Annotated in this window: 20 protein-coding genes; 13 read left to right on the top strand and 7 right to left on the bottom strand. The window is 59.9% G+C overall.

Annotation, left to right across the window (positions count from 1 at the left end):
* Window positions 1-303 precede the first annotated feature (303 nt).
* The 3 genes from HNH97_RS12430 to HNH97_RS12420 form a co-directional block, all read right to left on the bottom strand.
* Window positions 304-513 carry a hypothetical protein gene (locus tag HNH97_RS12430; RefSeq protein ID WP_171791098.1) on the bottom strand — a complete coding sequence of 70 codons (210 nt, stop codon included), beginning with the start codon at window positions 511-513 and terminating at the stop codon, window positions 304-306.
* A gap of 103 nt (window positions 514-616) precedes the next feature.
* Window positions 617-1,276 (bottom strand): YoaK family protein, encoded by a 660-nt coding sequence (locus HNH97_RS12425; protein WP_171791097.1) that lies wholly within the window; start codon window positions 1,274-1,276, stop codon window positions 617-619.
* Window positions 1,276-2,445 carry an oxalate decarboxylase family bicupin gene (locus HNH97_RS12420; protein ID WP_034928629.1) on the bottom strand — a complete coding sequence of 390 codons (1,170 nt, stop codon included), beginning with the start codon at window positions 2,443-2,445 and terminating at the stop codon, window positions 1,276-1,278. The genes HNH97_RS12425 and HNH97_RS12420 overlap by 1 nt, the downstream gene beginning before the upstream one ends.
* Before the next feature lie 413 nt (window positions 2,446-2,858).
* Between HNH97_RS12420 and HNH97_RS12415 the strand changes: the two genes are divergently transcribed.
* The gene (locus HNH97_RS12415; RefSeq protein WP_171791096.1) at window positions 2,859-3,920 is read left to right on the top strand and encodes a DUF5700 domain-containing putative Zn-dependent protease; all 1,062 of its coding nucleotides are present in this window, start codon (window positions 2,859-2,861) and stop codon (window positions 3,918-3,920) included.
* A gap of 279 nt (window positions 3,921-4,199) precedes the next feature.
* Here the strand turns inward: HNH97_RS12415 and HNH97_RS12410 are convergent, their stop codons facing one another.
* Window positions 4,200-4,835 (bottom strand): MarC family protein, encoded by a 636-nt coding sequence (locus HNH97_RS12410; RefSeq protein WP_171791095.1) that lies wholly within the window; start codon window positions 4,833-4,835, stop codon window positions 4,200-4,202.
* Between the two features lie 234 nt (window positions 4,836-5,069).
* Between HNH97_RS12410 and HNH97_RS12405 the strand changes: the two genes are divergently transcribed.
* The 3 genes from HNH97_RS12405 (at window position 5,070) to HNH97_RS12395 (ending at window position 7,940) form a co-directional block, all read left to right on the top strand.
* Complete coding sequence (locus HNH97_RS12405) at window positions 5,070-5,672, top strand: PadR family transcriptional regulator (protein ID WP_171791094.1); 603 nt, start codon at window positions 5,070-5,072, stop codon at window positions 5,670-5,672.
* A 34-nt stretch (window positions 5,673-5,706) separates the two neighbouring features.
* Window positions 5,707-6,330: an O-methyltransferase gene (locus HNH97_RS12400; protein WP_110913225.1), complete on the top strand. Its 624-nt coding sequence runs from the start codon at window positions 5,707-5,709 to the stop codon at window positions 6,328-6,330.
* A 98-nt stretch (window positions 6,331-6,428) separates the two neighbouring features.
* Window positions 6,429-7,940 (top strand): MDR family MFS transporter, encoded by a 1,512-nt coding sequence (locus HNH97_RS12395; RefSeq protein WP_407716813.1) that lies wholly within the window; start codon window positions 6,429-6,431, stop codon window positions 7,938-7,940.
* 31 nt (window positions 7,941-7,971) lie between these two features.
* Here HNH97_RS12395 and HNH97_RS12390 read toward each other — a convergent pair whose 3' ends face one another.
* A complete protein-coding gene (locus HNH97_RS12390) occupies window positions 7,972-9,015 on the bottom strand; it encodes an SDR family oxidoreductase (RefSeq protein WP_171791093.1) in 1,044 nt (347 codons plus the stop codon).
* Between the two features lie 387 nt (window positions 9,016-9,402).
* Here HNH97_RS12390 and HNH97_RS12385 point away from each other — a divergent pair, with 387 nt between their 5' ends.
* The 9 genes from HNH97_RS12385 to HNH97_RS12345 all read left to right on the top strand — a co-directional run bounded on the left by HNH97_RS12385 (window position 9,403) and on the right by HNH97_RS12345 (window position 20,228).
* Window positions 9,403-11,568, top strand: coding sequence for an alpha-ketoacid dehydrogenase subunit alpha/beta (locus tag HNH97_RS12385; protein ID WP_171791092.1), 2,166 nt, complete (start codon window positions 9,403-9,405; stop codon window positions 11,566-11,568).
* Between the two features lie 56 nt (window positions 11,569-11,624).
* Window positions 11,625-12,365 carry an SDR family NAD(P)-dependent oxidoreductase gene (locus tag HNH97_RS12380; RefSeq protein ID WP_110095343.1) on the top strand — a complete coding sequence of 247 codons (741 nt, stop codon included), beginning with the start codon at window positions 11,625-11,627 and terminating at the stop codon, window positions 12,363-12,365.
* A 24-nt stretch (window positions 12,366-12,389) separates the two neighbouring features.
* Entirely contained in the window at window positions 12,390-13,634 is a 1,245-nt protein-coding gene (locus HNH97_RS12375) for a dihydrolipoamide acetyltransferase family protein (RefSeq protein ID WP_171791091.1), read from the top strand.
* Between the two features lie 52 nt (window positions 13,635-13,686).
* Window positions 13,687-14,661 carry a cyclase family protein gene (locus HNH97_RS12370; RefSeq protein ID WP_171791090.1) on the top strand — a complete coding sequence of 325 codons (975 nt, stop codon included), beginning with the start codon at window positions 13,687-13,689 and terminating at the stop codon, window positions 14,659-14,661.
* Window positions 14,662-14,686: 25 nt separating this feature from the next.
* Entirely contained in the window at window positions 14,687-15,451 is a 765-nt protein-coding gene (locus HNH97_RS12365; protein WP_171791089.1) for an SDR family NAD(P)-dependent oxidoreductase, read from the top strand.
* A gap of 45 nt (window positions 15,452-15,496) precedes the next feature.
* The gene (locus HNH97_RS12360) at window positions 15,497-16,840 is read left to right on the top strand and encodes an MFS transporter (protein ID WP_171791088.1); all 1,344 of its coding nucleotides are present in this window, start codon (window positions 15,497-15,499) and stop codon (window positions 16,838-16,840) included.
* A 37-nt stretch (window positions 16,841-16,877) separates the two neighbouring features.
* Window positions 16,878-17,552: a GntR family transcriptional regulator gene (locus HNH97_RS12355; protein WP_110914149.1), complete on the top strand. Its 675-nt coding sequence runs from the start codon at window positions 16,878-16,880 to the stop codon at window positions 17,550-17,552.
* A 34-nt stretch (window positions 17,553-17,586) separates the two neighbouring features.
* Window positions 17,587-18,114: a VOC family protein gene (locus tag HNH97_RS12350; RefSeq protein ID WP_171791087.1), complete on the top strand. Its 528-nt coding sequence runs from the start codon at window positions 17,587-17,589 to the stop codon at window positions 18,112-18,114.
* Between the two features lie 506 nt (window positions 18,115-18,620).
* Window positions 18,621-20,228, top strand: coding sequence for a carbohydrate porin (locus HNH97_RS12345; RefSeq protein WP_244949424.1), 1,608 nt, complete (start codon window positions 18,621-18,623; stop codon window positions 20,226-20,228).
* 55 nt (window positions 20,229-20,283) lie between these two features.
* Here the strand turns inward: HNH97_RS12345 and HNH97_RS12340 are convergent, their stop codons facing one another.
* On the bottom strand, window positions 20,284-21,222 hold the full coding sequence (locus tag HNH97_RS12340) for a ketopantoate reductase family protein (protein ID WP_171791086.1): 939 nt from the start codon (window positions 21,220-21,222) through the stop codon (window positions 20,284-20,286).
* Between the two features lie 79 nt (window positions 21,223-21,301).
* Window positions 21,302-21,502: a DUF2905 domain-containing protein gene (locus HNH97_RS12335; protein WP_110914145.1), complete on the bottom strand. Its 201-nt coding sequence runs from the start codon at window positions 21,500-21,502 to the stop codon at window positions 21,302-21,304.
* Between the last annotated feature and the right edge of the window lie 86 nt (window positions 21,503-21,588).

The raw sequence follows: 21,588 nt of genomic DNA, 5'->3' as shown, positions 1-21,588 counted from the left end.
AGGCAGATATATATACCATGTCGTCCATTTCGGAAGACGGAATGATGCAGGCCATAAAAATCTTTGATCATGGCCGCCGCCCGGCAGGGTGGCCGCATTACCCTGCCGCCGGAGTGGCAGGAAAGCCCATGACCATGGAGAGAAAACGCTGGTTTCCCGCGCTTGCCGGACTGTTTGCACAGGCGCGGAAACAGTGGCGTTTTGAAGCCAGCCCCCCGGTTGTGACCCTGTATCCACGCATTACTGAAATATGCCAGCGGTCTCGTCAGCGATCGCGCTCGGGCAGAGGGTATCGTGCAGGAGTCATGGCTGCGTTTCGTCCGGATTGTCGCGGGCACCCGGCCGGCCGATCCCCTGCGCTATCTCGCGATTGACCATCTGCGTCAGAAGATCGGCGGAAAAGAGGGGGCGCCTGACCGGGTCATGCGCGACAGGCACGCGATCGAATCCTTCGGCGCGTGCGGAGCAGTCGTGGCGCTTCTCATTCACGCTGAAGCAGATACGCCCCGGCATGGGGACAGCCGGAAAACCGGAAGGGCGCGCCGGGACGCGGGTGTTGATGACGTGGCCCGACTGCGCATGCCAATCATGGACATGCAGTCGTGTGCGACATGGATCAGCCCTCTTGCAGATCCGCAGTATGAAGGAAGCATAACGCGATCAGAAGCGGGATGGGAAACAGGAAAAAAGCCGATGTCAGGTCCCGCGCCGGCACGGACAGGAAGGCCCCGGCGATGCAGCAGCCCCACCCAAGGCCGGGCAGCATGGAGATGGGAGACAATGCCCACTTTCCGTCCTTCAGTCCCCACAGGTACGCGATGATGTTGTTGGCGAATTTGATGATGTTGTTCGTGACGACGATGGTCTGTACGGACGCACCGGAAAAGCGCGACAGCACTTCCCCCTGCATGGCCATGGCCACGGTCAGGAGCAGCGTCTCGGTCCGGGAACTGGTGTCAGCGGCATGGGACCAGTGCACGAACTGCGCCAGCAGCAGCAGGACTGCGATCCACAGCCATTCATACCGCCACTGCCGCAGTGACCGGCGCACGATGGCGGCGCCCAGCGCACCCATGAAAAACAGCCCCAGCACGGTCCCCACACTGGCGACCCGCCCCCAGTCATGCCGGGCCAGCGACACGCCAAAGGTCGTGGAATTCCCGGTCATGGCCGCGCTGTAGATACCGTGGAGTTCGACATATCCCACGGCATCCACATAACCGGCGATCAGCCCCAGTGTCGCGACACGCAGGACAGGGTACAGGGCTGGGTTCATCAGACGATAAGGGGCTTGTCCTGGCGCAGTTTCGACAGGGTTTCCTCATCAAGGTTGAGGTGTTCCTTCACCATCTGGCGCGGCGACAGGCCCAGCCACTGGTTGGCAGAGAAATCGGCGAACCTGTCGCTTTTGAAGGCTTCGAGGAACACCATCGGCTCGTCACCGATGTTTTCAAGGTAATGGCCCATGCCAAGCGGCACATACCCGACATCCCCCGCGCAATAATCGAACGTGCGCGCCTTCCCGCCGGAGGCAAAGACGGTCATGCGGGCGCGGCCACGCACGAAATACTGCCACTCATCATTGTTGGGATGCCAGTGCAGTTCACGCATCCGACCCGGTTCGACGACATTGATGGCAGCCGCGATGGTCGAGGCCACGGGGAAATTGCGCGAATCCACGACGCGCACGGTCCCGCCCGCCGCCTTTGCCGGGGGCTGCTGCAGGAAGCGGTGCGTATAGCGGATGGGGGACGGACCCTGCGGGCACCTGATCGCGTCTTCCTTGGCGACGGTGGGTTCGGTGCCGTTGAAGATCCAGCGGGTCTTTTCCACGTCGGTCGGCAGGTTGGCGAACGCCGATTCCGGCACGCCGAAATTCTTGGCAAGGATGTGGCGGGGCGTATGCGCGAACCAGTCGCTGATGAGGAAGGTCTCGTTTTCCGAAAAATTGGCATCGTCGAAGACCAGCAGGAATTCGCATCCTTCGGTGCCCAGTCCCTGGATGGAATGGGGAATGCCGGCGGGGAAGTTCCAGATGTCTCCGGCCTCCACATCATCCACGAACGGGCGGCCTTCGGTATCGAGTGCGGTGACCCGTGCCTTGCCCGCGATCATGAAGCCCCATTCGGCTTCCTTGTGATAATGCAGTTCGCGATACCCGCCCGGCTTGAGGCGCATGTTCACGCCAGCCAGCGTCGTGGCGGCAGGCAGTTCGCGAATGGTGATTTCGCGTGCCCATCCGCCCGATCCCAGGCGGTTGCGCGCGTCGGCATAGGAGAACTTCAGGTTCGGGATGGTCCCGGCGTCCGTATCGGGGGAGGCGAGGAGGTCGGGCACCTCGCGTTCACGCGGAAGGTTGCGGGGGCCAAGAATGCTTGCGCCACGATCACCGCGGATGGGTTCCGGTGCTTCAGGCTTGGAGGTGAGCCAGGGAAGGTCGGTCATTGTCTGGGATTCCTGGAAGATTGCCGCAGTCACGGTATGGGGTGGAAGATCCGGCGCATTGATTGATATCAATATCCGGCCGCCTGCTGCGGTCCTGAAAAGGTCAAAATGGCCATGGTGGCGTGTATGGCAACATATCGAAAAATGGATGGGTATCACTAAAACTATGATGAATGGGTGTTATGCGCGCCTTTGTCGTTGCACCGGCATCGGCATCAGAAACCTGCGCCGGGGGAGGCAGGATGCGGCGTGTCGCGTATCGTCGCCTCGGGCCATGGATGTTGCGTCAGCCAGTCAGGATGACCGTGCCGGGGTCGGATACGCCTTGCCGCCGCAGGGCAGTTTGGTATGAAGGGATATGGCTTCAGGAACGTGCGTTCATGGTATCGTCAGGTTGTGCGGGTTTGCTTCCAATGCTTCGGCGTTCTGTTTTCCTCCTGCTCCTCCTGGCAGCGGGGCTGGCGGGCAACGCACCAGAAGCCATGGCCACAGGGACGTCTTCAGCCATTTCCGTTCCCACCATTATTCTCGATACCCGGGGGGCTTCGGAATGGGTGCGCTGCATGCGCGCCACCAGAACCGACATTGCCCGATGCAACGCCCTGAGTGCCGCTACGGACGGTGGTAAACTGGCGGAACTGTCAGTTCCCACATTTGGCACCTTGCCCGCAGGCACCATTCCGCAGCCATCGGTCCAGAATGTGCAGGAACTTCTGGACAGCATGAACCACTGGCCCATGCACGATATCGCCCGCGATGTTGCCGCCTATGTCCCGCCCCTGAAAGGTTCCGGCCACACTTTGCGCATTTTCGTGGTGGGGAACGGGGTTCCGTTGTTCAGTGACATGTATGTCCGTCATTTTTCATGGCGGCACGGCATACCGTTCCTGAATGAAACATCCGGCGATCCCGTGATGCTGATTGATGCACGGCAGGTTGCATCATACGGAGATACCGGAACAAATTCGGCAGATATCGTAAAAGATCTTCTGCACCATGAAATGTTCCATATCTATTTTTCATGGTACCGTGCCACGGATGCCCGGTGGCAGGCTTTCATGAAAGCCATGACGCCGGAAAGACAGCTTCTGCTGGATGTACAGGACGAAGGCATTGCCCATTATCTGGGGGATCCTGCCTGGAAACAGACCGGCTTTCCCCGTGCGCGTGGACAGGCCGCCATGGATACGCTGGTTAAGGTCATCCTTGCTTTCAGAAATGGCACGGTAACGCCAGACATGCTGCAAAAAGCCAATGAAGGACCATTCTGGGAAAAATATGCCGATATTGCCGGGGGACTGTTTGCGACCGGCATCGATCATGTCTTTGGCCAGGCCGCCGTGCGCCAGTCCGTGCAGGACGGCCCCGCCTGCTTCATCCTGAAATATGATGCCGCCACCCGGTATGATCCCGGCCTTCCTCCCCTGACCGACACCATCCGCCAATGGGCGCGTCAGTCACAATGGAGGCTGTGAGGCACAGGGACATGGCGGGTTATTATGGATGATGGTCTGTCAGGGGCCTGACCCATCTCCATTCCGATGATGGGGCGTAAACGGCACACTGGTGGAAAATCAGGAGCTTTGGCTGCTGCCTTTTTAAATCCGGCATTCTTTGAAGCTTTTTGAAAAAAGCTTCACCAAAAACTTCTTTATGTTTTGGGATAACATTGTGCGGGGGCAATGGTATTGCCCGTTATACTGACGGGGCGTTTTGCCATATTGCCTTGCCTGCTGGCTTCATAACCATCGCATTCAATGGGAAAGTCCGGGCAGGACCGCCTTGAGACCCGCGATGACCATGCCGACGGAAATGGCCAGCAGGATCATCCCCATCAGGCGCGTCGTGATGGTGCGCATTGTCTCGCTCATGACCCTGCCGATTTCCGAGGCAAAGAACAGGGTGGCAAACAGGACAAGAAGTATTCCCGCGATAATGCCGCCTATTTCCACCGAATTGGTCAGGGAACCGCCATGGCCGGTATAGATGATGATGGTCGCAATGGTACCGGGACCAATCAGCATGGGAAAGGTGAGGGGATAGAAGGCCAGTCCCGACAGGTTCTGCAACTGGGCCTGTTCCTGATGGCTGCCCTGATGGGAAGGGATGCTGCTGCCGTTGAGCATCGACCATGAAATCTGGGCCAGCACAATGCCACCCGCCACACGGAACTGGTCAATGGTAATGCCAAAGAAACCGATGATCTTCTGTCCTGCCAGCAGGATGACCAGACACATGATGGCCGAATACACGGTCACCTTGACGGCAAGCGTGCGCTGCTGGGCCACCGAAAACCCCGTTGTCATCGCCAGGAAGACAGGCAGGCTGAGAAAGGGGTTCATGATGGCAAGAAAAGTGCCAAGCGCCTTGACGAGTTCCGTATGGTCCAATGGTTGGTATCTTTCGTAAGATGGCGTGTATGTAAGGGAAAATGAAATACGTCATATGGTTATAATTCCCGCCTGCCAACCTTTTTGCCCTGCGCCGGCAGCGGGGAAGATATGTGCCATCCGTAGCAGGTGCCTTGTTCGTGTCCAGGATGGGAATGGCCCCGATGGCCGGAAAAGAAAAACATGTTCCGATATATCTTGACAAACGATATATCGTGAATTATATCGGGGGTCATGAAACACAGAAACAGACATTCTGGCGGTCATGACCGCCGCGTTTTCTCTCCCGAAGGCATGCCGGCCCCTGCCGGTTCCATGCGCCATCATGGCCGGGGTGGTGGCCGCCATGGGGGCCGGGGTGGTTCCCGTGGTGGCAGGCTTTTCGATTATGGCGAGATGCGCCTGCTGGTCCTTGGCCTGATTTCGGAAAATCCGACCTATGGCTATGAACTCATCAAGACCATCGAGGAAAAATTCGGTGGCAGCTATACGCCAAGTCCCGGCGTGATCTACCCGACCCTCACATGGCTGGAGGAAGGGGGGTATATCCGTCCGACCGGGGACGAAGGGCGCAAAAGCTACGCCATCACTCCCGAAGGGACGGCATTCCTTGCCGCGAACCGCCCGGCGCATGAGGAGATCCTTGCGCGCGCCGCGACGGCCGGCACCGAAGGAAAAGGCAACCGCAGGCACGCGTCGGTGCCGGTGGTGCGGGCCATGGAAAACCTCAAGACGGCGCTGCGCCTGCGGCTTCGCCACGGCAGTCCCGATCCTGAGGCACAGGCACGGATCGCGGCCGTGCTGGACGAGGCCGCCCGCGCGATCGAACAGGCCTGAGGACCCACAGGTCGGGGAGGGGGACATGCACGATATGGATGACAGGATCCGGACGGTTCTCGATCTCTACCACGCCCGCATGGCGGAGGAACGAAGCCGCCCGCGACAGGAACCGCCCGGCGGGCGCGATGGTGGCCAGGACCAGCGCATGCGTGCCATCGGGCCGGATACCGGGCGGATGCTCAACATCCTTGCCCGCAGCCTTGGCCGGGCGACCATTCTCGAACTCGGCACGTCGTTCGGCTATTCCGGGATCTGGCTGGCCGAGGCCGCGCGTGCGACGGGCGGACGGCTGATCACGATGGAACGGCATGGATACAAGACGGACCATGCCCGCAAGATGGCCGACAGGGCCGGACTGGCGGACTGGATCGACTTTCGTGTCGGCGATGCCGTGGCCATGATCGGGGAGTTGCCGCAGAAGGTGGATTTTGTCTTCGTTGACCTGTGGAAAGACCTGTATGTGCCCTGTCTGGATGCATTCTATCCCCGCCTCAATCCGGGGGCGATCGTGGTGGCGGATAACATGATCCGGCCCGCGACCGAGGACGTGAAGCGTTATGGCCGGGCCATCCGGGCGCGTCCCGGTATGTCCAGCGTCCTGCTGCCCGTGGGGACAGGGATCGAGGTCAGCCGTTTTGCGCCGGAAGTGATGTGACGGCGCACCCTCTATCGACTACGACCACAAATATCCGGGGCCGCCGATACCCGTCATGGGGCATCGTGCGGCCTGTCTTGTCATGACGGGAAATCTTCGTGCAGTTTTCTTCCACGGCGGGAACAGCTTCCGCCGCCCGTAACGCGCCACGGCTGATGGTGTTCATCGGCCTGATCCTGACCATGGTCATGGGCGCGCTGGACCAGAGCATCGTTTCCACCGCGCTGCCGACCATCGTCAGCGACCTTGGCGGACTGGCGCACATGTCCTGGGTGGTCACGGCGTTCATGCTGACCTCCACCATCGCGACGCCCCTGTATGGTCGGTTGTCCGACATGTTCGGGCGGCGTCCCCTGCTGGCGTTCAGTATCGGTTCGTTCCTGTGCGCCTCGCTCCTGTGCGGGATGGCGCAGGGCATGTGGGAACTGATCCTGTTCCGCGGGTTGCAGGGCGTGGGGGCCGGCGGCCTGATGACACTGTCGCAGACGGTGATCGGTGACATGGTGACACCACAGCAGCGTGGCCGTTACCAGGGGCTTTTTACCGGCGCGTTCGCGGTCAGCAGCGTGACGGGGCCGTTCCTTGGTGGTGTACTGACCAGTGCGCTGTCATGGCGGTGGGTGTTCCTTGTCAATCTTCCGGTCGGGCTACTGGCGCTGGCGCTGATCATGTTCAGCCTGCCCGCCCGCCGGGCGGAGGCAAGGCCGCGGATCGATTATCCCGGCGCGGCATTGCTGAGCGTCGCGACGGCGGGATTCCTGCTGCTGTTCAATGCGCTGGGAACCTCGCTGCCATGGACATCGCCGCTCACATTTTTTCTGCTGGGCGTTACCATGGCGCTTTTCGTGCTGTTCATCCTGCAGGAACGGCGCGCACCCGAACCCCTCATCAATCTTCACCTGCTGCGCATTGCGGAGTTTTCCGTCTGTGTCGCCGCGACCGGCATAATGTCGTTCGCGATGATGGGGTCTATGATTTTCCTGCCCCTCTATTATCAACTCGTGCTGGGCGAGACACCGGCGGCGTCCGGCCTGATGATGCTGCCGCAGGTCGGCACGATGATGGTCAGTTCGGTGCTGGGGGGCTATGTCTCCTCCCGCACGCAGCGTTACGCGCTGCTGCTGGCCATTGGCGTGGGGATCGAATTTGCGTCGCTGACGCTGATCGCGGTGTGCGCCCATCATGGCGCGCCGGCCCTTTTCTTTCTGCTCAGCCTCGGGTGTCTGGGCCTTGGCATGGGGATCGGCATGCCCAATGCGACCGTCATGATCCAGAATGCCGTGCCGTCTGGCGCGCTGGGTATCGCCACCGCCATGATGTCGTTCATCCGCTCGCTTGGCGGTGCGCTCGGTGTGGCATTATCAGGCGGCGTGATGGCGCTGACGTTGCAGAACCGGCTTCAGGCCCTGCCGCAAAGGATTGATGTATCAGCGTTTCTGCAAAAGGGCATGGCGGCCATCCAGACGCTGTCCCCCGCCATGCACGTACAGGTGACGCAGGCCTATAAGGGGGCGATCAGCGCAAGCCTGAGTGTCAGCAGCAGCTTCATGTTCCTGGCGTTCATGATGATTGTCGGGCTGATGGTGCGCAGGGCACGATCCGCGAAATGAGGTAAGGTCCGGCCCGGTTGAGTATCGGCGTCTACGGGATCAGCCTGCGTGCGCGCATGCTGTCCAGATGGGCCAGCAGCACGTCATCAGAGCGGCGCGTCATGCCGGGAAATCCCGCCTGCCGCGCCCTGGTCACGTCAAAGATCGCATCCTTGCGGACGTGGAAGATGAAGTCCCCGAACGCGCCGGGCGCAATCCGGTCCGGATTGGCTTCGGCCAGTCCGTCGCGTGCCGCAAGCCGTGCCCAGACAGGCCGGAGCGCATGCAGCCGTTCGGCAAGGGAGATCGGTTGCGGTTCCCCCACATCCAGCCCGAACCATTGTGCCAGCCTGGGCCAGACGTGGCACCAGCGAAACACATCCCCGTTGGTGATGTTGAAGGCGCCATCCCTGTTGTTTTCCGCCGCCCATAACGCGGCTTCGCCCAGAACTTCGGTGCCGGTAATGTTGACCAGCGTGTTGCGATAGGCTTCCTCCGGACCCGGGAACTGCATGGCCGTGTTCGTTTCACGGCACAGGGTGCCGTACAGCCCGATGAGGTTGCCGAGGTTCATCGCCGATCCCAGCGAAGGACCAATGACGATATCCGGCCGCAGGGCGGTCCATTTCAGCCCCTCGCGTTCCTGCGCACGGGCGAAGTCCTCATGCCGGAAATAGAGGTTTGGCGGGAAATGACGGCTGTCGTCCTCGCGCGCAGGGGTCTTGTAAACGCCCAGATGCGCGCCATAAACCTTGCCGCCCTGAACGAAGATCAGCCGTTCGAGAGGGGCCGCGGATCTGCGCAGGGCCGCGACAAGGTTTTCCAGCATGGCGGCGTTTTCATCCGCTTCGATCCCCGGATCGGCATTGGGCCTGAGCGCCGCATAAAAGAGATGCGTGATCCCCTTTAGCGCATCGCTTTGGGATGCCAGACTCTCCGGGTCGAGGAGGTCGGCGCTGATATGGGGCGCCTTGCCCGGGCCTGCTGGCGCACGGCCAAGCGTGGTGACCGCCCAGCCAGCCCCAAGGAAAGCCTCAAGCGCCGCAAGGCCGACGACACCGCTGGCTCCGGCAATCAGGACATGGTGACTGTTCATGACATCTCCCGTGGAAAAGAAAATATGTGTCGCTGCAGCCCATCGGGCATCGGTGGCGACAGCGGGACGCACCAGGCGCACTATGACGTGATGACATGCGGGGAAGAACTGATTTCAGCGTGAGGGTTGCCTTCAGTCTCGGGCATGGATGCCGGCTGTTGCGGGGGCGTCGGCGGAAGGCGGGCCTGTCCGGCTGCCTTGGGGGCAGGACGGTCATGGAGAGCGGTTTCGTAGGAAATGGATATCGAAATGTATCCATAATGTAAAAATATCACCTATTTTTTACATGTATGTCAGAGATATACATACAAATGTATCCAATTAGCTGATACCCGTTGCGGATAGCCCTGACCGCTCCCGCGGTCGGGATGTCATGAAGGAACAGGCATGATGCGTACCATTCCTCTGGATCCCCAGGCATCATGGGTGCAGCTTTGCGCGACACAGGATGACTGGGACGCGATGGATCCTGCCATTCTGGATACAATGCTGGTCCGGCTCAGCCTGATACGGGCGTTTGAAGAAAGTGTCCTTGACCTTGCGGGAAATGGCCTGGTCCATGGCCCGGCCCATTCCTCGATCGGGCAGGAAGGCGGCGCGGTGGGAAGCATCCTTCCCCTGTTGCCCGGCGATCAGGTCAATGGATCCCACCGGGGACATCACCAGTTCCTTGCCAAGGCGCTTGGTTATGTCGCGCAACAGCAACCCCTTGTGCACGATGCGCCCCTTGACGGGGCCATCCGGGAAACCCTGCAGGGCGCGCTGGCCGAAATCATGGGGCTTCGGAGCGGGTTCTGCCTCGGGCGTGGCGGGTCGATGCACCTGCGATGGGCCGAAGCCGGGGTGACGGGAACCAACGCGATCGTGGGTGGGGGCGTCCCGCTTGCGGCCGGGGCCGCATGGGCGGACCGCATGGCGGGCACGGACAATGTTTCGGTGACCTATTTCGGGGACGGGGCCGTCAATATCGGTTCCGTCCTTGAAACCATGAACCTTGCGGCGGCATGGAAACTTCCGCTGGTGTTCTTTATCGAAAACAATCTCTATGCCGTCTCCACCCATGTTGACGAGGCCACGGCCGAACCGCGCCTGTCATCGCGGGGACTGGCCTTTGGCATTCCGTCATGGCGGGTCGATGGCATGGACCCTGTCGCCACGTACATGGCGATGCAGCAGGCGCTGTCGGTCTGTCGCGCGGGACAGGGGCCGGCGGTTATCGAAGCCACGGTCTATCGTTATTTCCACCAGAACGGGAAACTTCCCGGCAGCGCCTTTGGCTATCGTGACAAGGGGGAGGAGGCCGCGTGGCGCGAGCGTGACCCGATAGAGCAGGTCGGTCGGGAAATGATCCGGCGCGACCTGCTGACGGCAAAGGATATCTCCGACCTGCGTGAACGCTGCCGCGCGGTCATGGAGGAGATCTCCGCCGAACTGACGGTCATGGAGGGCAACCGCCGCGCCGTCCGTTCGGAACTGTGGCCGGCAGCCTCCTTCCGGGATGTGGGGATCCGCAGCGACCTTGACGAGATCAGTGCCCTGCCGCGCCTTTCGCAGGGAACGGCGGGAGAAAGCACAAAACGAAAATTTGTCGATGTTGTCGCCGATGTCATGAACCAACGGATGGAACAGGACCCCCGCATTGTCGTGCTGGGCGAAGATGTCCATCGCCTCAAAGGCGGGACAAATGGCGCCACGCGTGATCTGGCCGCCAATTTTCCGGGGCGCGTGTTCGGCACGCCAATCAGCGAGAATGCGTTCATGGGCCTTGCCGGCGGCCTTGCCATGGATGGGCGTTTCAGGCCGGTGGTGGAGTTCATGTATCCCGATTTCATGTGGGTGGCGGCGGACCAGGTGTTCAATCAGGTGGGCAAGGCGCGGCATATGTTTGGCGGCGCGATTGATGTTCCCCTTGTCCTGCGCACCAAGGTTGCGATGGGAACGGGATACGGGTCACAACATTCCATGGACCCGGCGGGGATTTTCGCAACGGCGCCGGGTTGGCGCATCGTGGCGCCGTCATGTCCTGCCGATTATGTCGGGTTGATGAATGCCGCCCTTGCCATCAATGACCCGGTGCTGGTGATCGAACATGTGGACCTGTACCAGCAGATGCTTCCGGCTCCCGTTGACCTCGATGGCATTATCCCGCCGGGTTCCGCCGCATTGCGCAGGTCAGGAAGTAAAGTGACGGTCATTACCTATCTTGCGATGGTGCAGCCTGTTCTCGATATTGTTGATGAACTTGATGCGGATGTGGACGTCATTGATCTGCGCTGGCTGGATCGCGCCAGTCTTGACTGGGACACGATAGGAGAAAGTATCCGCAGGACAAACCGTGTGCTTCTGGTGGAACAGGGCGCGCGTGGAACGTCCTATGGCGGGTGGCTGGCGGACGAAATCCAGCGACGCCTGTTCGACTGGCTGGATGGCCCGATCATGCGGGTGACGGGTGGCGAAGCCTCCCCCAGCATCTCGAAAGTTCTGGAACGCGCGGCATGTGCCGGACGGGAGGAAATCAGTGCGGCCCTCGGGGAACTGCTTGAACTGGCCTAGCGGCCATTCCCGGAGAGGCCTTCTGGCACCGGTCCCGTTTATCTATGGAGACTGCAATGCAGGAATTTACAGGTCGTGCCCTGCTCCTGACCGGGGCGGCAGGGGGCATTGGCCGCGAAATCGCCGCGCTTTTTTTCGCGCGTGGGGCCAGCCTGCTTCTGGCGGACCTTGATGAGGGCGCCGTCACGGAGATGGCGCGCCAGATGGACCCGAAGGCGGAGCGTGTCATCGCGGCACGTTATGACGCGGGCCGCGAAGATGATGCGCAGGACATTGTCGATCGTGCGGTCCATCATTTTGGTGGCATTGATTTCGTGGTGCCGGGTGCTGGCATTTACCCGGAATGTCCGGTCGTGCGGATGGATGCCGCCGACTGGCGCAGGGTCATTGCCATAAACCTGGATAGCGTCTTTTACCTGTGCAAGGCGGCCATGCCCGCCTTGCGCGATGACAGCGCGATCGTGACCCTGACATCCGTCGCCGCCCATCGTGGCAGCCAGAACCATGCCCATTATTCCGCCTCCAAGGGCGCGGTTCTCAGCCTGACGCGTTCGCTTGCCATGGAACTTGCCGGGCGCACGCGTGCCAATGCGGTGTCACCCGGGATCATCGAGACCGCGATGACACGTGACCTGCGCGGCCAGAAAGGCGAGATGCTCAAGGCCCAGACACCGGCCCGACGTTTCGGCCAGCCCGGCGAAGTGGCGTCCGTCGTGGCGTTCCTGTGCGGGAATGATGCGAGTTTTGTCAACGGGGAAGTCATTCATGTCAATGGCGGCCTCTATATGGCCGGGTGACGCCTGTCAGCGAGGTAGACCTTCATGGCTGTCAATATTTTCATGCCGGACCTGTCCGCATCCTCAGGGACGGTTACACTGGCCCGCTGGCTCCGGGCCGAAGGGGATGCGATTTCTGCCGGGGACATCCTTGCGGAGATGGAGGCGGACAAGGCCACGATAGAAATAGAAGCGCCAGCGGACGGCATCCTGGGGCGTATCCTTGTCCCGGACGGTACACAGGGCGTCTGCGCGGATCAGGTGGTCGGTATCGTTGTCAGGTCGGATGAGAAGGTTCCCGACATATCCGGCATGGATGTCCGAACCGTACCGAACCCGGCGCAGGAAACTGTGGCGGAGGTTCCTTTGCCGGTCAGGGAGGAGAAGGCCCGCGCCCCTGTTGTGTCAGGCAGGGAAACACGGGCACGTATTTTCGCATCCCCTGTCGCACGTCGCCTTGCGCGCCTGCATGAAGTGGACCTGAAGCAGGTCGATGGCAGCGGCCCACAGGGCAGGATCCTGCGCCGCGACATCGATTGCCTGCTGTCCGGTAGCAAAACGGTTGCTCAGGAAACGGAAAAACCGAAGGACGAAGGTGACCGTGTCGCCATGTCGGGCATGCGGCGCGTCATTGCGGAGCGCCTGACGAAAGCCAAGCAGACGATCCCGCATTTCTATGTCTCCGTTGATGTGCAGGTCGATGCCCTCCTGACGCTGCGTGATGAACTCAACCGCGTTGCGCCAGCACCGGATGCCCCGGATACGTTTTGCCTGTCGGTCAATGACATGCTGATCCGTGCCGCCAGTGTGGCGTTTGTCGCGGTGCCGTCGATGAATGTCATGTATTCGGAGGAGGCGCTGCTATTCCCGCGGCAGGTCGATATTGCCGTCGCGGTCTCGGTGCCCGACGGGTTGCTGGTGCCTGTCGTGCGTGATGCGGGGCGCAAGTCGCTTGCCACCACCAGCAGGGAGGTCCGTGCCCTGATTGAACGTGCACGTGCGGGAAAACTGCGCGCGGATGAAATGCAGGGTGGCTGTTTCACGATTTCCAATGTCGGGATGTTCGGTGTTGATACGGTCACCCCCATCATCAACCCGCCCCATGCCGCGATACTTGGGATCGGGGCCATCAGTCGCAGGCCGGTGGTCAGGGAGGAGCAGTTTGCGATTGCGTCACTCATGACCTGCACCCTTTGTGTCGATCACCGCGTTGTCGATGGTGCACTGGCCGCGCAATGGCTGGGCACATTCAGGAATATCGTTGAACAACCCATAAGATTGCTGACCTGACAAACATTTTCTTCAGATGACGCCCCGGAAGAAGGGCGCGGGAGACAGGATAATGGCTGACAGCAAATTACGGTGCTACATGCCCGACCTTGGCCGTCTGCTGGAACAGTTGCCCAAGAACTGGGGGCGGTGGGGCAAGGATGACGAGGTCGGTTCCCTCAATTTCCTGACCGCGCAGGAAGTCCTGCGTGGTGTTGCCTCCGTAAGGCAGGGAAAAGTATTTACCCTGGGGATCCGTATTGCAGCACCGGAAGGGGACCCGATCTGGCCCGGACGTGCGACGGCGCACCGGGTCAATGTCATGGATCGCGCCCATTTCATGTGTGGAAAGGCCGAACCCCTGTCGGGTGGGGGCGAATGGGCCGATGACATGGTGGTGATGTACCTGCAGGGATCCAGCCAGTACGATGCGCTGGGACATGTCTGGTACGACAATACCCTCTATAACGGCTATCCCGCGACGACGACGGTGGGCGCGATGAGCAAGGCCAGCGTGCTGCCCATCGCGGAACGTGGCGTGGTCGGGCGCGGTGTACTGATCGACATGGCGCGTTTCCGGGGCAAGGACTGTCTGGACCGGGGCGAGACCTTCACGCATGAGGACCTTGAGGCGGCGGCGGCACAGCAGGGCGTCGAGATCATGCCCCATGACGTGCTGGTGATCCGCACGGGCTGGATCGGGAAATTCTATCGCACGCCCAAGGAAGAATTCTACAAGGACTTTCTGGAACCCGGCCTGACCTACAGCCCTGAACTGGTCCACTGGTTCCACAAGAAGGAAATTCCCAACCTTGTGACCGACACGATCGCCAACGAGGTGACCGTCGATCCCGAAAGCGGGGTTGTCCTGCCGTTGCATTGTGCGCTGATGCGTAATCTCGGCATCACCTTTACCGAGATCATCGCCCTTGATGCGCTGGCGGAGGACTGTGCTGCCGATGGGCAGTGGTCGTTCCTGTACACCGCCGCCCCGCTGAAGGTTGTCGGCGGTTCCGGCGCGCCAGTGAATCCGGTTGTCATAAAATAAGAATACCGTTCAGCGGAGAAAATCCATGAAATCACTTTCCGGCAGCACGGCGCTTGTCACGGGCGCGGGATCGGGCATTGGCCGTGAAACCGCCATCGCCCTTGCGGGGGCAGGGGCCGTTGTCCTGGTCAATGATGTCGCGGAAAAAGCGGCGCAGGCGACATGTGCCGCCATTGGCGAGGCCGGGGGACAGGCCAGTCCCTACGTCGCGTCCGTGGCCGACCCGGACGCCGTGCGCAGCCTGTTCCGCCAGTTTGATGAGGAAGGGAAAGCCCCCGACATTCTGGTCAACAATGCAGGCATCAGCGGGAACGGCCCGACACTTGACCTGACGGATGAAAGCTGGCTGCGTGTCGTGGGCATCAACCTCAACGGCCCGTTTTTCTGCAGCCGGGAGGCCGCGCGCCGCATGAGTGGCGCGGGCAGGGGCACCATCGTCAATATCGGCTCGATCTATTCCCTTGTCGCCGCGCCGCAGCGTCTTTCGTACTGTACGACCAAGGCCGCGATCGCGATGATGACGAAATGCCTTGCCCTTGAATGGGCGGATTATGGCATCCGCGTCAACTGCGTGGCGCCCGGATATGTGGACAGCGCCCTGACGCGTGAACTTGCGGCATCGGGGCGACTGGACATGGCCGCGCTGGAACGGCGCACCCCGCAGCATCGCCTTGGCAAGGCGAGCGAGATCGCGGATGCGGTGCTGTATCTGTGCGAACCGCGCAGCGCCCATGTCACGGGTCATGTCCTGTCGGTGGACGGTGGCTGGACGGCGAATGGATATCTGTGAATCCCGCGCCTGCCGCAGGGTTTCGCGTAATGAAAGAAGGTCGTCATGGACCAGTCCCGTCCGGTGCCGGGGGTCAGGTGGCGTATTGGCTGTCTGCTCGCCCTTGGGGTTTTCGTCAATTATATCGACCGTATCGCCCTTTCGGTGGCATCGCCGCAGATCCAGGGGGAATATGGCCTGACAAACATTCAGCTTGGCTGGCTTTTCAGCGGGTTTTTCTGGGTCTATGCCTTCGCCCAGATCCCCAGCGGGCTGCTGGCCGATCGCTTTGGTGCGCGCGCGACAATGCGCTTCAGCACGGTGCTGTGGACGGTATCATCGGGATTGATGGCGCTGGCACAGGGGTTCGCGGGGTTCTTTGGCGCGCGCATGCTGCTGGGACTGGCGGAGGCACCGGCTTATCCGGCCGGTACGAAAGCCACCGGATACTGGTTCCCGCGCAGTGAACGCGGAACGGCGACGGCCGTGTTTGATGCGTCCGCGCGGTTTGCCAATGTGGTGGGCGTCCCGCTTGTTGCCCTTGTCGCGGTCCATCTTGGCTGGCGCTGGTCCTTTGTCATGACCGCATGTTTCAGCCTGTGTTACGCGGTTGCCTTTTTCCTTGGCTATCGCGATCCGTCCCGGCATCCGCGTCTGACGGCACAGGAACATCGTTACATACTGGCGGGCGGGGCCTGTGCCGAAGGGACGGCTACGGCCGGAAGTGGCTGGGCCACCATTCCCCACCTGCTGCGGCAGCGCAAGATCTGGGGCATCATCCTGGGCTTTGCCGCATACGGGTATTTTTTCACGCTGTTCCTGACATGGATGCCCAATTACCTTGTCCGTGAACTGCATGTCAGCATGATGCAGTCCGCCATCTACGTCATGATACCGTGGGGTGTCGCGACCCTTGGCGAACTGTTTGTCGGGGGCTGGCTGATTGATGCGCTGTGCCGCCGTGGATATGACGACACATGGACACGCAAGGCCATGCTCATGCTGGGTTTCATGCTTGGCATGGCGATGATCGGGGCCATTTTTACGCATCGTCCCGGATGGGCGGTGTTCTGGATATCCATCTCCCTTGGGGGCCTGTCCAGTGCCGCCCCGATCATCTGGAGCCTGCCTTCACTGGTTGCGCCGCGTGGGGTCGGGGGCACGGTGACCGGGATTGCGAATTTCGTCAATAACGGCGCGGGGATCATCGCAACCGTCCTGACGGGATATCTGGTAAGCCTGACCGGATCGTTTGGTGCGGCGTTCCTCTGCGCATCGGTCATGTTGCTGGCGGGATTTGTCGCTATTGCCATACTGGTGGAATCCTTTACACCCGTTGGCGAACCGCCAGCATGCGGGATTGCCGTGCCCCTTTCGGGACTGGCGGAGGACGGGCCGGTGAAATCCTGATGGCGGTGGGATCATGATTTTCCATGCAGGGTAACGTATGACCGACAATGCAGCCTCCCAGCCACTTGCACCTACGGCCCGCCGGATTGCCGATGCGTTGCGGCACGATATCCTGTCGGGCGTACTTGCACCGGGAACACGCATTCGCCAGGAAGATTACTCGGCACATTTCGGCGCCAGCCGTATTCCCGTCAGGGAAGCGCTCAAGGCCCTGCAAAGCGAAGGCCTGCTGACGCTTCAGGCGAACCGGGGCGCATGGGTTGCCCACATGAACCAGGCGCAATGCCTGGAGATCTACAAGATCCGTGAACGTATAGAACCCCTTGCCCTGAGCGAAAGCACACAGCGCATGCCGGCAGAGGCCATGGACGGGCTTGAGGCGCTTGTGGAGCGGATGGAACAGGTCACGACCGTCGAGGCGTTCATTCCCCTGGACCGGGAATTCCATCTGCGAAGTTATGAATATTCATCATTGCCTGAACTGAACGCCATGATCGTGCGCTACTGGAACACGACACAGCAATATCGCCGGGCCTATATGAATGAAGTCGGGTTCAGCCTGCGGACGATTGTTGATTCCGAACACAGGCTGTTGATGGACGCGATCCGGCGGCGCGACAGTTACAATGCGGAGCGCCTTTTGCAGGTGCATATCCGCAGGACACGCCTTGAATTCGAAAAGAACGAAGCTGCAGTGGCGGGTCAGATGTAACGCCAGGGCAACCTCAGACGGAAGGGATGCGGTCATGGTCGGATTGCCGGGGTTGCGCGGTGTGGAACATGTCGGTTTTACCGTGCCGGATATTGAAGAGGCCACCAGTTTTTTCGTCGATGTCATCGGGTGCGAACAGGTCTATTCCCTTGGGCCGTTCCGGTCCGCTGATGACTGGATGACAGAACACCTGAATGTTCCTGCCGACGCCATCATGCGTGAGTTGAGGTTTTTCCGGTGCCGGAATGGCCCGAACTTTGAAATTTTCCAGTACGAGGTCTCGGGGCAACGCCTCTCTCCCCCGCTCAACAGTGATGTCGGGGGCCATCACCTGGCGTTTTATGTCGATGATTTTGAGGCGGCCCTTGCGTATCTGAAAAGACATGGCATACGGCTGCTGGGGCAGCCGACCTATCGCGATAGCGGACCGAGCGCGGGCCAGACATGGATATATTTTCTGGCCCCGTGGGGGATGCAACTGGAACTGGTCAGCTTTCCGCAAGGGAAGCTGTATGAAAAAACGGCCACGACCCTGTTGTGGCAGCCGTCCGCGATTTTGTGACGGTAATATTCCCCCGCGGCAAAGCAACCCGTGCGGGGCCGGACCCGTTATAACGGGCAACGAAATTCCTGCAGGACACAATCAGACATTCATATCGGTACACGCTTTGAAGATGTTTTCGGGGTGGTTGCATTGATGGCGCAATGATTCTGGTGAGATGGGATCATAAAAGTGTTTTGTAGGAATATCCGTTATATTCGTGGCTAACAATAAATAAAAATAATTCACGAACCCGGTAAAAGCCAGACTGATACATGCCCTGAACATGACCACACGCATCAGGCCCGCGAACAGGTGCGCGACCGTTCCGGATTGATGCTGATGGTTCATGGATCCCCGAAAAAAACGAACGGGCAGCATTTGATGTCATCAGGTCTGGTTTGATTCAGGTTCATGATCTTCATCAGGATGAGGTTCAGGGCATGCGCGTCCTTCATGAATCATTTTTCCCGTCCGTTTTGAATTGCCTGCTCCCGGTCATATGGCGTTCATGTCACCGGAAAATCATGAAACTACCGTTCTGGATTGCCGCCTGTCTGGGCTGTATCCTTATGTACCAGTCCGTGGCCGTAGCGGCGGAGGACCAGAATACAACGGTACAGTCCGTGCAGGATACCTCCGTGCAGGACACCCAGGAACAGCAGACCCAGCCCGCGACGCAGAATTCGCAGGATGTCAAACTTCCACGCTGGATCCAGAAAATCCTGGGCGAGAAGACCAAGGCCAAAGGGCCGCCGGAAGTTTCCAACCCCACGCCCTATGGCGAAACCCAGCCGACGACGCCGTTGTACCAGACCATTCCGGGCTTCCTGCAGGCGCCATATGGCCCACCGGCCTTTGGTCCACCATTCGGCACGACCCATCTGCTGGGCGATTGGGGCGGTGTGCAGCCATGGCTTCAGAAACGCGGGCTGTATCTTGCTTTTGACGTTTATGAAGACCTTGCGGGTAATGTTTCTGGCGGCAAAAAGCGCGATGAAACTGTTGCAGGACAGGTTGGTGTCACGCTGGATGTCGATTGGGAAAAACTGCTGAATGCAGGATCATGGTCCAGGGACCTGTGGCTCCACCTGCTTGTGGTGAACGGGCATGGCCGGAACCTGAGCCGACTTTTTGGCGACAACGACAACCAGGTGCAGCAGATCTATGGCAGCCGTGGCAACGTGATTGCCCATATGGTCTGGGCCTATTTTGAAAAAGCCTGGCTTGATCGCAAGATCGACATGTCTGTCGGCTGGATTCCGACCGGGGTGTTTTTCCAGAACTCGCCATGGGTCTGCAACTTCATGAACGTCTGGTTGTGTGGTGGGGAGGCGCCGACAAAATTCATGACGGGTGGTCGTGGCTGGCCCTCGGGAAATATCGGTACGGTTCTGCGCCTGATGCCGATAAGGCAATTCTATATCATGGGGGGGCTGTTTGCAGTTTCTCCGCATGCCTATAACGGCGGTATCTCCGGGTGGTCATGGGGACAGGACGGACTGGGGAAACTCTCCACGCAGGTTGAAATCGGCTGGATTCCGGAATTCGGTCGTAACCACCTTATCGGGCATTACAAGGTGGGCGTGATGTATGACAATTCCCGCTACAATCATTTGTATGAAGATATCAATGGCGAACCTTGGGTGCTGAGCGGACTCCCCGCGCGCAAGGAAAGCGGGCAGACATCGCTGTGGGTCATTGCGGATCAGATGCTGCTCCGGCATGGGCCGGGTGAACTGAACGGTCTGATCCTTGGCGGGTATTATGCCTATGGTTCGGGACAGACATCGCAGATCAATCATACCCTTGTCGGGGTCCTGATGGATACCGGGGCGGCGTGGAAGCGCCCGCTGGACAGCGTGGGGATTGCGGTCCTGTGGGCGAATTTCAGCCGTTCCGCCATTCTGGCGGAGGAAGCCGCCGCAACGCATGGCCTGCCCCTTCCGGGGGCGAACTTTGGCGTGCCATATGGCATTCAGGGGCACGAAACGATCTATGAAGCCTATTACGGTTTCCACATCATGGATGGCCTGTCGATCAAGCCAGACTTCCAGTATGTCAACCATGTTGGCGGAACAAGGACGTTCAAGGACGCCGTGGTATTGAGCACGGCCGTCAACATTGCCTTCTGATGCATTGATGTCACATCGGAAAGATTGCTGTCGTGGTCTTCCCGATGCTGGCGCGTCACGCAGTCGCGCGCTGGCGGCGCTGGAGTTCATAAACCTGCAGGTTGAGGTTGGTCAGGTCAAGAAGCGGTGTTTCGAGACCATGTTTCCGGGCCCGTGCGACCAGGTCACCGATGATCTGGTGGGCTTCTACCGGTGCGCCCTGGGACAGGTCACGGAACATGGACGACGTGAGCGGCGAACCATTTTTGCAAAGTAGCCGGGTCGTGTCGTCGATGGTTTTTGCATCCGGGCAATGGCCTTCTGCCGTGGCGATCGCGGCACATTCCCTGATGACCGCGCATGTAAAGTCTGTTCCATGTGGCTGTTCGGCGATTTCCCCCACGGTGCCCCGCATCAGGCAGCATATGCTGCCCAGGGACGCCAGCAGGATCCATTTATTCCACATATCCTGTACGATATGTTGCGAACAGATGGTTTCAAATCCGGGGCTGGAAAAGGCTTTTTCAATCTGTCGTGCCTGCGCTGTTTCCTGTCCTGACATTTCCCCGAACGACAGTCGTGGCAGGGGGCCGCTCTGGATGATCCGGCCCTCCTTGTCCAGTTTGCTGACAATGAAACAGGTTCCACCCATGACAGCATTCTGGCCAAAACGCTCCGCCAGCAGATCAAGATGCAGCATGCCATTGAGAAGCGGTATGATACGGGTCGCAGGTCCCACGGCAGGAGAGAAATCGTCCATTGCCGCGTCAAGGGAATATGCCTTTACACTGAGCAGGACGATATCGTAAGGGGCCGTAATGTCCTGGGCCGTCACCATTGTGGGACTGATGGTTGTATCCCCGATGGTGCTGCGCAGGGACAGGCCCTCGGCAAGCAGTTGGGCATGCCGCCGGGGACGCACCAGGAATGTAACGTCATGTCCGGCCGATGCCATGCGGGCTCCGAAATATCCACCCACAGCGCCAGCACCGACAACAAGGATTCTGGAGTTCATCAACCTGTTTCCTGTCTTTGTTCTTTTATGGAACTGGTATTCATGAAGTCGAAAGAGAGGGAGGGAGTCTGCACCTGTTCTATCGCCGGATCATCCACATGATCAGCGAAACCGCGCCACCCAGCAGCAGGCATGTCGTAATGGGGGCATAGAATGTGAAATTCTGCCGCTGGATCAAAATGTCACCGGGAAGCCTGCCAATCGGCAGGCGTGAAAGAAAGGGCCATAATATTCCCGCCAGGACAAGAAGCAGGCCGGCAGCGATCAGGAGGCGAGGCATGATGGGATATCCATGAGGTGTCCGACAGGTTGCTCCGGGACGTGGAAGTGAGCCTGCATATTCGGACAGTTTCAGGAAATGAACAA

This window comes from Gluconacetobacter entanii (assembly GCF_013155425.1).
GTDB lineage: Bacteria > Pseudomonadota > Alphaproteobacteria > Acetobacterales > Acetobacteraceae > Novacetimonas > Novacetimonas entanii.
This window is presented reverse-complemented; position numbering and strand designations above follow the sequence as displayed.

Excerpts from the sequence above, each read along its gene's own strand:
- HNH97_RS12430 (WP_171791098.1), bottom strand. The coding sequence starts at position 513 with ATGCCGGGGCGTATCTGCTTCAGCGTGAATGAGAAGCGCCACGACTGC.
- HNH97_RS12375 (WP_171791091.1), top strand. The coding sequence starts at position 12,390 with ATGGCTGTCAATATTTTCATGCCGGACCTGTCCGCATCCTCAGGGACG.
- HNH97_RS12400 (WP_110913225.1), top strand. The coding sequence starts at position 5,707 with ATGGATGACAGGATCCGGACGGTTCTCGATCTCTACCACGCCCGCATG.
- HNH97_RS12390 (WP_171791093.1), bottom strand. The coding sequence starts at position 9,015 with ATGAACAGTCACCATGTCCTGATTGCCGGAGCCAGCGGTGTCGTCGGC.
- HNH97_RS12380 (WP_110095343.1), top strand. The coding sequence starts at position 11,625 with ATGCAGGAATTTACAGGTCGTGCCCTGCTCCTGACCGGGGCGGCAGGG.
- HNH97_RS12350 (WP_171791087.1), top strand. The coding sequence starts at position 17,587 with ATGGTCGGATTGCCGGGGTTGCGCGGTGTGGAACATGTCGGTTTTACC.
- HNH97_RS12360 (WP_171791088.1), top strand. The coding sequence starts at position 15,497 with ATGGACCAGTCCCGTCCGGTGCCGGGGGTCAGGTGGCGTATTGGCTGT.
- HNH97_RS12365 (WP_171791089.1), top strand. The coding sequence starts at position 14,687 with ATGAAATCACTTTCCGGCAGCACGGCGCTTGTCACGGGCGCGGGATCG.
- HNH97_RS12415 (WP_171791096.1), top strand. The coding sequence starts at position 2,859 with ATGCTTCGGCGTTCTGTTTTCCTCCTGCTCCTCCTGGCAGCGGGGCTG.
- HNH97_RS12335 (WP_110914145.1), bottom strand. The coding sequence starts at position 21,502 with ATGCCTCGCCTCCTGATCGCTGCCGGCCTGCTTCTTGTCCTGGCGGGA.
- HNH97_RS12355 (WP_110914149.1), top strand. The coding sequence starts at position 16,878 with ATGACCGACAATGCAGCCTCCCAGCCACTTGCACCTACGGCCCGCCGG.
- HNH97_RS12420 (WP_034928629.1), bottom strand. The coding sequence starts at position 2,445 with ATGACCGACCTTCCCTGGCTCACCTCCAAGCCTGAAGCACCGGAACCC.
- HNH97_RS12345 (WP_244949424.1), top strand. The coding sequence starts at position 18,621 with ATGAAACTACCGTTCTGGATTGCCGCCTGTCTGGGCTGTATCCTTATG.
- HNH97_RS12425 (WP_171791097.1), bottom strand. The coding sequence starts at position 1,276 with ATGAACCCAGCCCTGTACCCTGTCCTGCGTGTCGCGACACTGGGGCTG.
- HNH97_RS12340 (WP_171791086.1), bottom strand. The coding sequence starts at position 21,222 with ATGAACTCCAGAATCCTTGTTGTCGGTGCTGGCGCTGTGGGTGGATAT.
- HNH97_RS12385 (WP_171791092.1), top strand. The coding sequence starts at position 9,403 with ATGATGCGTACCATTCCTCTGGATCCCCAGGCATCATGGGTGCAGCTT.
- HNH97_RS12405 (WP_171791094.1), top strand. The coding sequence starts at position 5,070 with ATGAAACACAGAAACAGACATTCTGGCGGTCATGACCGCCGCGTTTTC.
- HNH97_RS12370 (WP_171791090.1), top strand. The coding sequence starts at position 13,687 with ATGGCTGACAGCAAATTACGGTGCTACATGCCCGACCTTGGCCGTCTG.